Annotated in this window: 19 protein-coding genes; 11 read left to right on the top strand and 8 right to left on the bottom strand. The window is 63.2% G+C overall.

What is annotated here, in order from left to right:
- Window positions 1-129 precede the first annotated feature (129 nt).
- Window positions 130-1,422: a glycosyltransferase family 32 protein gene (locus tag RBA40_RS23905; RefSeq protein WP_306650535.1), complete on the bottom strand. Its 1,293-nt coding sequence runs from the start codon at window positions 1,420-1,422 to the stop codon at window positions 130-132.
- A 208-nt stretch (window positions 1,423-1,630) separates the two neighbouring features.
- The gene (locus RBA40_RS23900; protein ID WP_306650534.1) at window positions 1,631-2,023 is read right to left on the bottom strand and encodes a helix-turn-helix domain-containing protein; all 393 of its coding nucleotides are present in this window, start codon (window positions 2,021-2,023) and stop codon (window positions 1,631-1,633) included.
- A 72-nt stretch (window positions 2,024-2,095) separates the two neighbouring features.
- Between RBA40_RS23900 and RBA40_RS23895 the strand changes: the two genes are divergently transcribed.
- Both RBA40_RS23895 and RBA40_RS23890 read left to right on the top strand, forming a co-directional pair.
- Window positions 2,096-2,548, top strand: coding sequence for an energy transducer TonB (locus RBA40_RS23895; protein ID WP_306650533.1), 453 nt, complete (start codon window positions 2,096-2,098; stop codon window positions 2,546-2,548).
- Window positions 2,549-3,230: 682 nt separating this feature from the next.
- Entirely contained in the window at window positions 3,231-4,490 is a 1,260-nt protein-coding gene (locus RBA40_RS23890; RefSeq protein ID WP_306650531.1) for a glycoside hydrolase family 19 protein, read from the top strand.
- Between the two features lie 299 nt (window positions 4,491-4,789).
- Here the strand turns inward: RBA40_RS23890 and RBA40_RS23885 are convergent, their stop codons facing one another.
- Genes RBA40_RS23885 through RBA40_RS23865 form a run of 5 tightly spaced genes read right to left on the bottom strand, consistent with a single transcriptional unit; the run spans window position 4,790 to window position 7,187 of the window.
- A complete protein-coding gene (locus RBA40_RS23885) occupies window positions 4,790-4,936 on the bottom strand; it encodes a hypothetical protein (protein ID WP_306650529.1) in 147 nt (48 codons plus the stop codon).
- Window positions 4,930-5,130 (bottom strand): hypothetical protein, encoded by a 201-nt coding sequence (locus RBA40_RS23880; protein ID WP_306650527.1) that lies wholly within the window; start codon window positions 5,128-5,130, stop codon window positions 4,930-4,932. Before RBA40_RS23880 ends, RBA40_RS23885 begins: the two co-directional genes overlap by 7 nt.
- 4 nt (window positions 5,131-5,134) lie before the next feature.
- Window positions 5,135-5,395: a hypothetical protein gene (locus tag RBA40_RS23875; protein WP_306650526.1), complete on the bottom strand. Its 261-nt coding sequence runs from the start codon at window positions 5,393-5,395 to the stop codon at window positions 5,135-5,137.
- 17 nt (window positions 5,396-5,412) lie between these two features.
- Window positions 5,413-6,198, bottom strand: a complete 786-nt coding sequence (locus tag RBA40_RS23870; RefSeq protein ID WP_099882680.1) for a DNA/RNA non-specific endonuclease — start codon at window positions 6,196-6,198, stop codon at window positions 5,413-5,415.
- Window positions 6,199-6,230: 32 nt separating this feature from the next.
- Window positions 6,231-7,187 carry a helix-turn-helix transcriptional regulator gene (locus RBA40_RS23865; protein ID WP_306650524.1) on the bottom strand — a complete coding sequence of 319 codons (957 nt, stop codon included), beginning with the start codon at window positions 7,185-7,187 and terminating at the stop codon, window positions 6,231-6,233.
- Between the two features lie 96 nt (window positions 7,188-7,283).
- On the opposite strand from RBA40_RS23865, the gene RBA40_RS23860 reads away from it, so the two are divergent.
- The 9 genes from RBA40_RS23860 (at window position 7,284) to RBA40_RS23820 (ending at window position 11,779) form a co-directional block, all read left to right on the top strand.
- Window positions 7,284-7,997: a hypothetical protein gene (locus RBA40_RS23860; RefSeq protein WP_306650522.1), complete on the top strand. Its 714-nt coding sequence runs from the start codon at window positions 7,284-7,286 to the stop codon at window positions 7,995-7,997.
- Window positions 7,994-8,686, top strand: a complete 693-nt coding sequence (locus RBA40_RS23855) for a LysE family translocator (RefSeq protein ID WP_306650520.1) — start codon at window positions 7,994-7,996, stop codon at window positions 8,684-8,686. Before RBA40_RS23860 ends, RBA40_RS23855 begins: the two co-directional genes overlap by 4 nt.
- A gap of 72 nt (window positions 8,687-8,758) precedes the next feature.
- The gene (locus RBA40_RS23850; protein WP_306650518.1) at window positions 8,759-9,154 is read left to right on the top strand and encodes a hypothetical protein; all 396 of its coding nucleotides are present in this window, start codon (window positions 8,759-8,761) and stop codon (window positions 9,152-9,154) included.
- Entirely contained in the window at window positions 9,154-9,411 is a 258-nt protein-coding gene (locus tag RBA40_RS23845) for a DUF5985 family protein (RefSeq protein ID WP_306650516.1), read from the top strand. Before RBA40_RS23850 ends, RBA40_RS23845 begins: the two co-directional genes overlap by 1 nt.
- Window positions 9,412-9,414: 3 nt before the next feature.
- Window positions 9,415-9,684, top strand: a complete 270-nt coding sequence (locus tag RBA40_RS23840; RefSeq protein ID WP_306650515.1) for a DUF5985 family protein — start codon at window positions 9,415-9,417, stop codon at window positions 9,682-9,684.
- Between the two features lie 72 nt (window positions 9,685-9,756).
- The gene (locus RBA40_RS23835) at window positions 9,757-10,065 is read left to right on the top strand and encodes a hypothetical protein (RefSeq protein ID WP_306650514.1); all 309 of its coding nucleotides are present in this window, start codon (window positions 9,757-9,759) and stop codon (window positions 10,063-10,065) included.
- 290 nt (window positions 10,066-10,355) lie between these two features.
- Complete coding sequence (locus tag RBA40_RS23830; protein ID WP_306650512.1) at window positions 10,356-10,895, top strand: YybH family protein; 540 nt, start codon at window positions 10,356-10,358, stop codon at window positions 10,893-10,895.
- Window positions 10,896-11,153: 258 nt separating this feature from the next.
- Complete coding sequence (locus RBA40_RS23825; protein ID WP_306650511.1) at window positions 11,154-11,546, top strand: response regulator; 393 nt, start codon at window positions 11,154-11,156, stop codon at window positions 11,544-11,546.
- Window positions 11,519-11,779, top strand: a complete 261-nt coding sequence (locus RBA40_RS23820; protein ID WP_306650510.1) for a response regulator — start codon at window positions 11,519-11,521, stop codon at window positions 11,777-11,779. Before RBA40_RS23825 ends, RBA40_RS23820 begins: the two co-directional genes overlap by 28 nt.
- A gap of 22 nt (window positions 11,780-11,801) precedes the next feature.
- On the opposite strand, the gene RBA40_RS23815 is transcribed toward RBA40_RS23820, so the two are convergent.
- On the bottom strand, window positions 11,802-12,230 hold the full coding sequence (locus tag RBA40_RS23815; RefSeq protein WP_306650509.1) for an NUDIX hydrolase: 429 nt from the start codon (window positions 12,228-12,230) through the stop codon (window positions 11,802-11,804).
- Window positions 12,231-12,299 lie beyond the last annotated feature (69 nt).

Raw genomic sequence — 12,299 nt, 5'->3', positions numbered from 1 at the left:
CAGCTATCCTTGCCCCTGGCCTGGTGGTGCTTTGGCAGCTCAACATGACACATCACCTGTGCGGTGGGCAATGCTGTCGGCGAGCGCCTGACGCCCGGCGCGGGCGCGGCAAGCGCCCTGGTTCGCCGCTCAATCCCAGGCGAAGTTGTCGTTCACGGGATCAGCCCACGAATTGAGGGGTCGGGGATTGTCAAGCTTCAGAGAATCGTTGACCCGCTCGATGCGGTCAGCCTGGCCCAAATGCTTTCCGATTTGATTCCAAGGCCCCATATCTTCGTGCAAATCAACGTGGGACTGGCCGATTTTGCCGTCGATGGAATAGTTCTCCGGCATCTGTTCCAGCTTTTCAGGCTTCGGAAACTGTGCCAGCGTCGCCTTCATGATTTTGTCAATCATGCCGCAGCCGGCCTGTGCCACCATTGCCCAGTTTTCGGTGTTCGGCCCGCCATCGACCAGTTGCAGTTTGTCCGTATTGACTTTCGGTGTATCGAAAAACTGCGCTTGAGGCGAAGCAAGTTCGATCTTCACGTCCTGATACAATCCGCCCGAGTAAAAGAGGATGATCATGCGCATGATATCGCTCATTGCGACGTAAGATTTTTTCGCCAGCAGAATATCGAGTATCGGCATGAACTTACCTACCCAGTCCGGCCGGTCTTCCCACAATGCCATCGTCGCCGAAAAATCCACCTCCTTCAGCCCGAAATCATCGATACTGACGGCGCGAAATTTCAATCGGTCGACGACCTCGAAACCCGCGTCGTTCTCCCTGGCGTTCTTGTACACCCAGATCAGGTTTTGCCATCCCGCTGCCTTGGTACCCTTGCGAGTGGCGATGCCATGTCGAAACTCTTCATTCGTGGCATACTCGCCCTCGACCCAGATACTGTGGATACGCTTGCTTTCCAAGTCCACTGCCTCGACTTTCGCCGGCAGTTTCTGCTTGATGGAATCGATCAGTGCCTTGCAATGCTCGGCGAACGGGCTATTCTCAAGCACCGCGATCTCGCGCTCTACCGCTAAGGCGGTATCTCCCGCGTAAGAGGGAAAACTCTCCACAAAATTCAGAAATTCAACAGCACTTTTCACATCCTGCGGCATGTCGTCGCGTATTTCCGCCTTAACCAACTGAGCGACACCGGCACCCGTCGATGACGCTGTCGACGTCGCGCGCGACGCAGGAGATACCGGCACGGTCTGGCGCCGTCGTTGATTGCCGCCGTCGGCCACGGCCTGCATGGCCCGCAATTGGTGGGCCCTTGGGCCTTGATGCATGGATGCCTGGATTAGCGCCTGGCTTGCGGTGCTGGGTCGCCTGTCGGTCAAGGGCATGCCGCTATCCAACACCGCCTGTGCTGGCGCGTCGGCGCTGGCGCGCGACATTGAGACGGTATCGGCGTGCGCGTGGACTTTCGTGGTCATGGCGGCGGCAATCTAAGAGAGTTCGCTGGTCTGAGGTGCACCGCCGACGATTCTATCATTGTGCACGGCAGTGTCAGGCCTGGATGAGAACATGGCCGGTTCACGGGTACAAGCCGCTTGCGTCACCCTATCAGACCAACACCGCCGTGGTTCAGTTGAACGGGTTGTCCGCCTCATCCACCAGCGTGAAGCTGGCTGGATCGACAGTTCAGAAGCTTGTTTGGCGGCGGCGAAATTGCATCGGTGTGCACCCGGCCTCGCGCTTGAAGAACTTGCTGAAATTGGTGGGCTCGTCGAAACCCAGCTGCTCGGCGATGTTGAGGACGGACCAGTCCGTATGAACAAGCGGACGCTTCGCTTCCAGAGCGATCCGCGTTGCGATGAAGACTTTGGCCGACATGCCCATGGATGCCATCACGGCACGCGCCAGCGTTTTCTCGGTGTAACCGAGTTCGCCGGCATAGTCAGCCACCGGATGCCACTGTGCGAAGCGTTCCTCCACAAGAAGACGCGTTCTGGGGGCAATGACCGAAAGGCGATGCTGGAGGCCGGACTCGGCCCGGTGCCCGAGAGCGATGTGCTGCAGCGCCGGACTGCGCAAGCGCCGGTCCCTGTGCTACATTGCACATTTGGAATTTCATGCGGGTTCAAGATGCGGAGCAGGACATTATCGATGTGGCCGATAAGCCGGTTTGCCGGGCCGCTGGCGTTGCTTGCACTCGGCGCCGGACACGCGATGGCACAGGAAGCGGACGTCGAGGCGCAATTGATCGGCTGCGTAAAGCCATTGCAGCCCGCAAATGTTTCGGGCGAACAGGCAGACGGTACGGTCCGCATCGACGCTCTGGTGCGGGCCGATGGCAGGATTTCGGACACCAAAATCATGAAGTCGAGCGGCATTCGCCTGATTGACCGCTCATCGGCCTATATCCTTAGTTGCGACTATTCACCGGCGCGACGGAATGGGCAAGCACAGCCTGGATGGATCACCTTGCAGTACGCGTGGGTACTCGACCCGCCGGCGAATCCTGGCGCCGCAGCGCAGGTGCGCATTTCGGTAACGCAGTTGTCTCGCGCAGCAAGCCCCATATCAACGCCAGGCAACAGCGCCAGTGATGTTCGTTAAGGCACGTTACGCAAAGCGTTGCGGCGTCCAGACGCGTGGCACCGGCACCGCCATGGTCATTGCCGACTGACTGCTTACGCCCGGAACGGTGTCGTTGACATAGCTGAAATGGATGTGGCGGGCACGACCAGCCTAGACTTCACGATCGTCCTGAATGCCGTCAAGTTAAGCCATTATTGCCCGAGAACTTGGCTCCGTCATTCCTGCCATTGGCAGAAATGACTTCCCGCGCAGGCGCTATGCCATGCCCATATCTTTGCAAGTTTCCATCCCTGCACCATTCCATCGAAGCGCTGCAGCCCGTGCAGCATGGTGATCGGGTCGGACTTGGCCTCGCGGGCGTAGCCGGTCCACCCGCCCAAGCGGGCAATCGTCCGCGCAGCCCACGCCATGCTATAGATGGGGTGAGGATTTTTCTGCTTCAGCGTTTTGCCCTGGAAGGCATGACGGTCCCTCTGATTTCCTCAGTGGCCCAATTTGGTATTAATTTCCTCCAGCTTGGTATGCATATATCCGATTATTGGTGTTATATTGGTATACCGATCTTGCATATAAAACATCGGAATTGTCGCGTAAACCGATTCCGCAATCACGCGCGGGCACGAAGTGACGCGCGGCACACGGAACGACCTGGTTTATCTCCGGCACGTAAGTGCCCCGACAATTTGATAGGGAGCCTCAATTGAACAGAACAATCATCAACAGCCTGATCATCAGCGTACTGGGCGGGTCGCTGGCCGCGTGCGGCGGCGGCGGCGACGGCAATTCGTCCACCGGTACCCAGTCATCCCAAAGCAAGATGTTAGCGGCAACGAGCGTCTGTAACGCAGCGTGGAACAGCGCCACCGTCTATGATGGCGGCAAATCGGCCAGCTACGGGGGGATCAACTACACGGCCGCCTACTGGACGCAGGGCGACAATCCATCGACCAACAGCGGGGCCGCTGGAAGTGGCAAGCCATGGACGGTGAGTGGCTCGTGCGGCACCACGCCCACACCGACACCGACCCCGACCCCGACACCCACCCCGACACCCACCCCGACGCCGACGCCGACGCCGACGCCGACACCCACCCCGACACCGACCTGTTCATCCCAGACCTGGAGCGCAGGAGTGAACTACAGCGTGGGCACCGTGGTGAAGTACCCGGCTAACGGCAATTTCTACAAGGTCGTCAATAGCGGCACCAACGGCTCCGACGGTACTGATCCCACCATTAGCACCTGGTATTGGCAGCAAACTAATTGTGACAGCACGACGCCAACGCCGACGCCGACTCCCGACCCCGGAGGTAGTTTTGCCGGCCTGTCAAAAGCTCAGTTCGAAGCATGGTTCCCCAGCCGCAATTCGTTCTACCAATACGCCGACTTCGTCGCTGCAGCAGCTTACTATCCAAGCTTTGCCAAGTCGGGCAACGCTACCCTGAACAAGCAGGAAGTGGCCGCCTTCTTCGCCAACCTGCAGCACGAGTCGGACAACCTGAAGGCAGTCAGGGAATACAACACCGCCAACTGGCCCATGTACTGCGACGTGAACTGGGTACGCGTCACCTGCAAGAGCACCAACATGGTCGACCAGTACTTCGGCCGCGGCCCGATCCAGATCAGCTGGACCTCGAACTACCGCAGTCTGGGCAACGCCATGGGCCTGGGCGAGCAACTGGTGAACAATCCGGAACTGTTGGCCACCAACGCCACCATCGCCTGGAGAAGTGCGGTCTGGTACTGGATGACCCAACCGGGCCGCGCCGGCAGGTCGGCGCATGACTCGATGGTGGGCGGATACGGTTTCGGCCAGACCATCAATGCCATCAACGGCAATCGCGAATGCGCAGGCGGCACCGAGTACCAGGGGCCGGCACAGATGCAGACCCGGGTGAATTACTACACGACCTTCACCCAGAACTTGGGCGTACCCACCGGTCCTAATCTGACTTGCTGATAGGCACGGGCTGAAGCTCAGGCCTGAAACGTAAAAGGCGGCATCGATATCCTGATACCGCCTTTTTCCTATCTACGTGTCTCGGCTCGTGGAATCATGTACCCATCCGTAGCTGGCCGCTTTTCAAGGCCGGAGCGGTGTTGCGTACACGGTTCAATCCGATCCGTTGACCGCTGCCTTGTCGACAGCGGCTGGCTCAGGTAGCCAATTGAAGAAACTCGGCCCTTGAAAGAGCATCCTGGATCCTTCGATGGAGGTTTTCCCCCGCCAGCCGTCAGGGTTGGTAGTGCGATGTGCACCTAGCCAATGAACACCTCGACCTCGCCGCCCGTGCCAGCCAGCAGTTCGCCCAAAGCATCGATCAGCGAATCGATTCTGCCAATGATTGCCTCGCGCCGGGCTTCATCGAACGGCTGCGTCAATGCCCACCCACGCAAGGTCAGCAATTCATCGTCACCGCGGGAAAGTCCTTGCCCTCGACCGGGCATCCGGCCTGGAGAAGCGGCAGCCAGACCGCCGCTGTCGCGGCCGCTCCAGGCATCCAGTCGCGCCGATACACCTCTTCCACGGCGATAGCGACGGTAAACCACTGCCACCATTGCTCGGTATCGGGCCGCGTGACGACGAGTGCAACCGTCATGCGCTCAGTTGAACGGGTTGTCCACCTCGCCCACAGCAGGTGGCGGCAGCTCGGCGGGCAAGGTCATCGCGTCAAGCTTGGCGACGATCTCGCCCAGCACTTCTTGCAGCCGGCGCGCGTGCGCCAGCCCAATTTTATCGGCGGTCAGATCCACATCGCCGCTGAGCGTAACCCGGTCGAGCCGGTTTTCGATCATCAGCTTGCCGACTGAAACCACATCGGCTTCGTTGGCGTACGGTACAAAACTCTGCTTCTTGCTGCTCATTGCGTCTCCCTTGAAGTTCAAAACGGCCAGCGGCGCGATTTCTTTTGTTTCGGTTGCGGCAAGTCCAGCATCGCGGACTTTTGCCGGCCGCTCAGCGACGGCAGCAAATTGATGCCTATCTTTTCTTCCAGTTCGGCAATCGTCATCACGTCCAGCTCGTCCGTCGAACGGTTTTCCACCAGCCAGGCCGCGCCCGCCTTCTGGCTCGGACTATACACGGCCTTGTACAAATGGCTCGGCACAAGCACGTTGCCCACCTTTTTCAAGCGCCCGCCGATGAAGGCCGGGCCGGTGATCACATACAAGGTGCCTTCCTTCCTGACCATGTCGCGCACCCGGCCTTCGAGTCCGGCCCACAGGTGGCGGTTGTTGTCGGCATCTTGCGGCACCATGTTCGCCAGCGTGAAACTCTCGTGCTGGGTGCGCCGGTCCGGCATGTTGCCGTTGGGTGCCATATGGCCGCGGTCGAAGCCGCTGCGGGCGTAGTCGGACAGCTCGGCGCGCTGCGACGGGGCCAGGCGTTCCTCGGCATGGAAGGAATCGTCGCGCGAGAGCTTCTTGGCCAGCTTCAGGTTTTCCGGACGCAAGCGCTCGGCCGACCACAGCGGCGTACGCGTGATCCCCGAATGCATGACGCCGAACACGCCGTAGCAAAGTTCGGTGGTCGCTTTGGCCAGTTTGGGATTGCGGATTTCGGGCAGGCGCCCGTCGACGTAATGTGCGGGACAGCCGCCGGCAAATGCGCTGCCGGCTGCCAGCATCGTCCATCCGAGGACGAGACCGGCCAGTGTTTTCTGAATCATGTTTTCCAAATTGAAATGATGAGCGACGCATTCTAGCGGAGCGCGCCCGCCATGCGAAGCAGTCGTTCACCTAATCTGGCCACGCTGTCGCGCAGGATGTCCGGCGTGCGCACCTCGAACTCGAACGGCATTCCCGCCAGGTGCCCGGCGAACCAGTCCGGATGGTCGGTGCTGCAGCGCAGGAGCACGCCTTCATCGATCTGCTCGAACACGCCGAGCGCGTCGAAGAAATGCGCGCTGGCTGTTTTCAGGTCGGTGCGCAGCAGCACCTCGACCGGATGCGCGCGCGGCATCGTTGCCATCGAGCGGGTCAGGTAGCCGAGCGCGTCGAAACCGGACGGGCGCGCAAACGAGACCGGACGCGGCTCGGCCTTCACGATGCGGTCGAGCCGGAACGAGCGCATCCCGGCGCGCAGGTGGCACATGCCGATCACGTACCAGCAGCCGGCGCGAAACGCCAGCCCGTAGGCGTCGAAGCCGCGCTCGGTCTCGCTGCCGTCGGGCGCGCGGTAGCGCAGGTGCACGCGCTGCTGTGCCAGCGCAGCCGAACTGAGCGTGACGAGGGCATCGTTATCGGTCGGGACCACGGTGCGCATCATGTCGAGGCGCACGGTTTCATCGATGGCGCGCACCCGCTGCTTGAGGTTGGCCGGCATGATGCGTTCGAGCTTGGCCTGCGCGCTGGAAACCGCCGGCGCGGCCTCGGCAAAGCCCAGGCTGCGCGCGGCCAGCAGGCCGATCGCCAGGGCCAGCGCTTCGTCATTGGTGAACATCATCGGCGGCAGCTTGAAGCCGGCCATCAGCGCATAGCCGCCGTGACGCCCGCGCTCGGTGGTGATGGGAATGCCCATCTCTTCGAGCGTGACGATGTAGCGGCGCAAGGTGCGCGTATCGACGGCCAGGCGCGCCGACATCTCGGCGCCGCTCAGGCGGCCATGGGTTTGCAGCAGTTCGAGCACTGCCAGCACGCGGGTGGTGGGATGGTACATGGTGTAACGATATCAGATTAATAGGGCGAATTCTGTCCTGTTTTGAATCTACGCTGTCGCTTGTCGATGTTTCATCAACAGGAAAGAGAGCACAACATGACGAGCCCACACCAGAACGACCATTTCCCCGTGATTGAATTGCTCCGCTACACGATCTCGCCCGGCGCGCGCGCCAACGTCGCGCGCCGTTTCGACGACACGCTGGCGCACGCCTTCCAGCACCTGGGCGGCATGGCGTTCGGCCATTTTTGCGAACGCGGCCGGCCGGACGGCTTCGCCTGGCTGCGCGGCTTTCGCACGCGGACGGCGTGCGCCAGGATCGGCCGCGCCTTCGACGAACAGGCGCACAGCGCCGATGGGTTCATCCGCACCGAGGCCCTGTTGCTCAAGCCGCTCCACCCGGATACCGGCATCGCACCACTGCCCATGGGCGGCGACGCACAGGGCATCGTCGTCGCCCAGCTTTTCCAAGTGGCGCCGGGCCGGATGGATGCCTGCGAACGCGCCGCCGAGCGCTGTTTCGCCGCTTACCATGGCCGCGGCGTGATCGAAGCGGGCATCCTGGCCACGCTCGGCGAGCGCGCCGCGGGAGCGGCCCTGGTCTGGCTCGGTATCCTGAGCGACGACGCCGCGCTGGCCGCCCTGCGCCCCGCGTTCGACGCGGCCGCCGGCGAACTGGCCAGGGCCGCCATGCTGGCCGCGCCGCCTGAGCTGCTGGTGCTCGACCCCGGCCGCCGCTCGCGCCTGCGCTGGGTCAGCGCCGCCAGCGTCACCGCGCCGGCCCGGTCCGCCACGATGGCAGCGGCATGAACGACGCCACCAACCTTTGGCTGTACTTCGTGGTGGTGTTCGGCATCATCGCCCTGCCCGGCCTGGACATGGCGTTCGTCATGGGCAGCGCGGTGCTGGGCGGGCGGCGCGCCGGGCTGGCCGCAGTGGCCGGCATCGTCAGCGGCGGCTTTTGCCATCTGGCCATGGGCGCGCTGGGCGCGGCGGCGGTGCTGGCGCTGTGGCCGGCGCTGTTCAACGCGATGCTTGGCGCCGGCGCGCTGTACACGGCGTGGATTGGCCTGAGCTTCCTGCGCAGCAGTGCGCCGGGAACCGCGCGCCTGCCGGGCGCGGCATGCGCTACGGGCGCCACCTTCCGCCGCGCGCTCGGCACCAGCCTGCTCAACCCGAAAGCCTACCTGTTCATGCTGGCCATCTTTCCCCAATTCCTCCATCCCGGGCCGCAACCGCTGTGGGCCCAGTCGGCGGTGCTGGGGGCGATCACGGCGCTGACCCAGGCGGGCGTCTACGGCGCCCTCGCCTTGCTGAGCGGCAGTGCCGGCGGCTGGCTGGAACGGCGCCCCGGCGCCGCCCTGCTGCTAGCGCGCTCCATGGGACTGCTGCTGATTGGCGTTGCCGCACTGACCGCGTTCCAGCTGACGCGCAACGTGCCGCCAGCGGCGCCCGATGGTATGGGAGGCAAGATTGCAACAAAAATGATGCTTACTTGATAAGCAAAATCGTCTAAAATACGCATTTTGGACCGCGTTGGCTCAGCTTGGCGCAATGGATTCTTTCACATCATGGTGCCCCAACCGATTCCCGAAGAGCTGCGTCGCTTCGTACTGACCAGCATCGCCTCCGTGCCCCACCTGGAGGCGCTGCTGCTATTGCGCTCCGGCGCGCAGCAGGACTGGACCACGCAGGCGGTGGCCGAGCGGCTCTACATCGGCGACAAGCTGGCCGCCGCACTGCTCGCGGACCTGTCGCGATCCGGCATGACCGTCACCCTGCGTCGCGCCGGCAGCGAGCCGGTATTCCGCTACCAGCCCGCCACGGCGGCGCTGGGCCAGGTCATCGACGCGCTGGCGGACCTGTACGCGCGCCGCCTGGTCGACGTCACCCATCTGATTCACTCCAAACTCGATCGCAAGGCACAGCAGTTTGCCGATGCGTTTACATGGCGAAAGGAATCGTAATGGCTGCGGCAATCTACGGTCTTTGCATGTTCACCTCGCTCGCCTGCGCCTGGCTGCTGCTGGCCAGCTACGCGCGCACCGGTCACCGCCTGCTGTTCTGGAGCGGCCTGTGCTTTGGCGGCATGACCCTCAACAACCTGATTCTGATCCTCGACAAGCTGGTTCTCCCTCACATGGATTTGCTCACGCTGCGCCTGGTCACGGCGCTGATCTCGGTGTCCCTGCTGCTGTACGGCCTGATTTACGAAAAGGAGTAAGCGATGGATTTGATGCTGGCCGGGGCCGGCGCCATGGGCTCGATCGTGATCGGCCTGTTTTTCCTGCGTTTCTGGCGCAGTTCGGGCGACCGTTTTTTCCTGTATTTCGCGCTCTCTTTCCTGATCGAGGGCGGCCACCGCATCTACGCCAGCCTCGCGCCGGCGATGAGCGAAGACTCGCCCTTCCACTTCCTGCTGCGGCTGCTTTCCTACTGTCTGATCCTGGGGGCGATCGTTGCCAAGAACTGGCGGCGTCCCGGGCCCGGCAAATAAGGCGATGCCGGCGGCGCGTTGAACTTTCGGCCGTGGCGATCATCCAATCGGAAGATCGCTTATATAGGAGGCATGATGCCAGCCAACCCAACCGACCAGCAAACAACGGCGGCGCCGTCCGCCGTCCCTGCCCTGCCCAGCGCGAAGGCTGCGGCCGCGCCACGTTCCGCCTCGCTGCTGCCGACCGATGGCGACGATCCCGACGGCCGCTTCGCGGTTGCCGAAGAAGTCAGCCTCGACCAGCAATCGGACAGCGCGCGCCAGATCGGTGCCTTGCCGCCGGATCCGGCGCCCGGGGCCGATGCGGCTGGTGCCGTGGCCGGAACCCTGGCGCCGGCCGATGAGCAAGCACCCGCGGCAAAGGCCGGTAGCGGGTCGTAAGCAGCACCCCCTGCCGGCGGCGGCCGCATCCGGCCGTGACTGCGCCGGCATGAGCAGCCCTGGTGGGCTGGCCGCCTCTTCGCGATCATTCGCACGATCAAGGCGAACGCTTGGGTGCTGGTCGATATCCATCGGTTTTTTCGATGCGGAAGGCCGCTTGCAGATGTTGTGGACGGACTGCTGCCAACCCGCGGCGCAGCGCGCTTGCCCTATCGATTGCCTCGTTACAATTGGTGAGCCTGAGCGCTGCATCTTTTCATATACTCATCAGTTTTGAGGCGAGCGATACGATGAAATTTTTTCCGGCCGCAAGCGGCCTTGCGATTGCCATGATCCTGTCGACCGCGCTGCCCGCGCACGCCAACGCTCCTGCGGAGAGCCGGCAGCAGATCGAACGCATCGTCGAGAAGTTCCGTGTGGCGGTCATCAACAAAGACAAGGACAGCTTCATGAAGCTGTTCCTGCGCGACGATATCACCTGGGTCGCCTCCTTCGACGACGCCAGCCTGGAGCGGATCATGGCGCGCCGGACCGACAAGTCGCTGCCGCGCCCGAAAAAGATCTTCGGCGGCTCGCCGCGTGAATTCATCGACGACATTGCCAAGTCGCCGGGACCGCTTGAGGAAACCTTCGACAACGTGCGCATCGACGCCGACGCCGACGTGGCCCAGGTCTGGTTCGACTACAGCTTCAAGGCCGGCAACTACCGCGAAAACTGGGGCAAGGAAGCGTGGCACCTGGTGCGCACCGACGACGGCTGGAAGATCGCGTCGGTGATCTGGTCGATGAAGCTCAATCCGGAACCGCCGCCATCGGCTGGCACCAGATAAGCCTGTTTTGTTGCCTGGACTGATCGCCGCTTGGCGGCGCGTTCAGGCAATCCGCCTCTCCCAGGCCGAACGCGCCGCCCCCAGGCAATGTGATGGCTGGCTCCGTGCTTTTGGAAAAGCAAACCGGGTTGACGGTGATCTCTGCGGGCCGGTTGCAAGCCGCCTGAACCTGCGCCATCGACGATCGGAGATCGTTGACGCAATTTCCCCTGAATAGAGCCAGACCGTCGCTGTTCGAAAGCAGCCGCCCGCTGATCGATGACAAGACGCACCACTTGCAGCTGCTGTTTCGACATGGTCAGCCAGATCGGGCGCGCGGACCATCAGTGCGGCGGGCTCGGCACCGGCCTGTCGCTGGTGCGCAGCCTGGCCGAGCAGCACGGCGGCAGTGGCGGGTTCGGCCTGGGCAGCGTGTCGAGCGTGTGCCTGGCGCTGGCGCCGCCCGGCGCGGCGGCGCCGCTGCCGGATCGCCTCGCGGAGTCCGGCCCCGCCACGGTGAACGGCGCGCCCCTGCGCATCCTGGCGGTGAACGATAATGTGGATGCCGCCTCCACCCTGGCCGAACTGCTGACGCTGATCGGGCATACGGCCGAGGTCGCAACGACGGGGCCGGCGCGCTGGCCATGGCGGCCACGCACCGTCCGCAGGTGATGTTCCTCGATATCGGCATGCCCGGGATGGATGGGTTTGAACTGGCGCGCGCCCTGCGCGCCGACGACCGTCACGACGACGCGCTGCTGGTGGCGCTGACCGGCTGGGGCAGCAGCGCCGACCGTGAGCGCACCCGCGCCGCCGGCTTCGACCTGCATCTGACCAAGCCGGTGGATCTGGCGACGGTGGCCGAGTTGCTGTCGAACCACGCGCGCCGCCACGACCCGGCCTGAGCCGTTGCCGTTAGCGCTACCGTTACCAGTCCAGCGTGAGCAGCAGCTTGCCCATGCGCGGCCAGCACAGGCGCGCAACGTCGCGCCGGTCGGCCCAGCGGAAGGCGTCCGTTTCCGGGGTCGGCTCGCCGCTGACCGGATGTGGAAAAAAACTGGTGCACGCCAGGTGCGTCAGGCTGGTCAGCTCCGCGCCCGCGCGCACGCGAAACAGGTGCAGCCGCTTGTCGCTGCGGTAGGGGAACCCGCCCAGGTCTTCAAACCGCTCCGGTGCGAAAGCGATGCCGGCTTCTTCCTGCAGTTCGCGGATGGCGGCTTCAAGCTCGGTTTCGCCCGGGTCTTGCATGCCTTTTGGAATGTCCCAGCTCGCGGTATTGGTAACGTGGCACAGCAGCAGCTGGCCGGCCGGGTTGACCACCAGTGTGCCGCACGAGACGGTCTGCACGCGTGTCACGGTAGCCGCCGCGCCGGCGCGCCGGGCAATGCGTGCGCGGGATGAATGATGGGCACGCGCATGTTCACT

The sequence above is a fragment of the Massilia pseudoviolaceinigra genome (assembly GCF_030846505.1).
GTDB classification, from domain to species: domain Bacteria; phylum Pseudomonadota; class Gammaproteobacteria; order Burkholderiales; family Burkholderiaceae_D; genus Telluria_A; species Telluria_A violaceinigra.
This window is presented reverse-complemented; position numbering and strand designations above follow the sequence as displayed.

Coding starts and splice junctions, on each gene's coding strand:
- RBA40_RS23905 (WP_306650535.1), bottom strand. CDS start 1,422: ATGACCACGAAAGTCCACGCGCACGCCGATACCGTCTCAATGTCGCGC.
- RBA40_RS23895 (WP_306650533.1), top strand. CDS start 2,096: ATGTGGCCGATAAGCCGGTTTGCCGGGCCGCTGGCGTTGCTTGCACTC.
- RBA40_RS23880 (WP_306650527.1), bottom strand. CDS start 5,130: ATGACGGTTGCACTCGTCGTCACGCGGCCCGATACCGAGCAATGGTGG.
- RBA40_RS23875 (WP_306650526.1), bottom strand. CDS start 5,395: ATGAGCAGCAAGAAGCAGAGTTTTGTACCGTACGCCAACGAAGCCGAT.
- RBA40_RS23870 (WP_099882680.1), bottom strand. CDS start 6,198: ATGATTCAGAAAACACTGGCCGGTCTCGTCCTCGGATGGACGATGCTG.
- RBA40_RS23865 (WP_306650524.1), bottom strand. CDS start 7,187: ATGTACCATCCCACCACCCGCGTGCTGGCAGTGCTCGAACTGCTGCAA.
- RBA40_RS23860 (WP_306650522.1), top strand. CDS start 7,284: ATGACGAGCCCACACCAGAACGACCATTTCCCCGTGATTGAATTGCTC.
- RBA40_RS23855 (WP_306650520.1), top strand. CDS start 7,994: ATGAACGACGCCACCAACCTTTGGCTGTACTTCGTGGTGGTGTTCGGC.
- RBA40_RS23850 (WP_306650518.1), top strand. CDS start 8,759: ATGGTGCCCCAACCGATTCCCGAAGAGCTGCGTCGCTTCGTACTGACC.
- RBA40_RS23845 (WP_306650516.1), top strand. CDS start 9,154: ATGGCTGCGGCAATCTACGGTCTTTGCATGTTCACCTCGCTCGCCTGC.
- RBA40_RS23840 (WP_306650515.1), top strand. CDS start 9,415: ATGGATTTGATGCTGGCCGGGGCCGGCGCCATGGGCTCGATCGTGATC.
- RBA40_RS23835 (WP_306650514.1), top strand. CDS start 9,757: ATGATGCCAGCCAACCCAACCGACCAGCAAACAACGGCGGCGCCGTCC.
- RBA40_RS23830 (WP_306650512.1), top strand. CDS start 10,356: ATGAAATTTTTTCCGGCCGCAAGCGGCCTTGCGATTGCCATGATCCTG.
- RBA40_RS23825 (WP_306650511.1), top strand. CDS start 11,154: ATGACAAGACGCACCACTTGCAGCTGCTGTTTCGACATGGTCAGCCAG.
- RBA40_RS23820 (WP_306650510.1), top strand. CDS start 11,519: ATGGCGGCCACGCACCGTCCGCAGGTGATGTTCCTCGATATCGGCATG.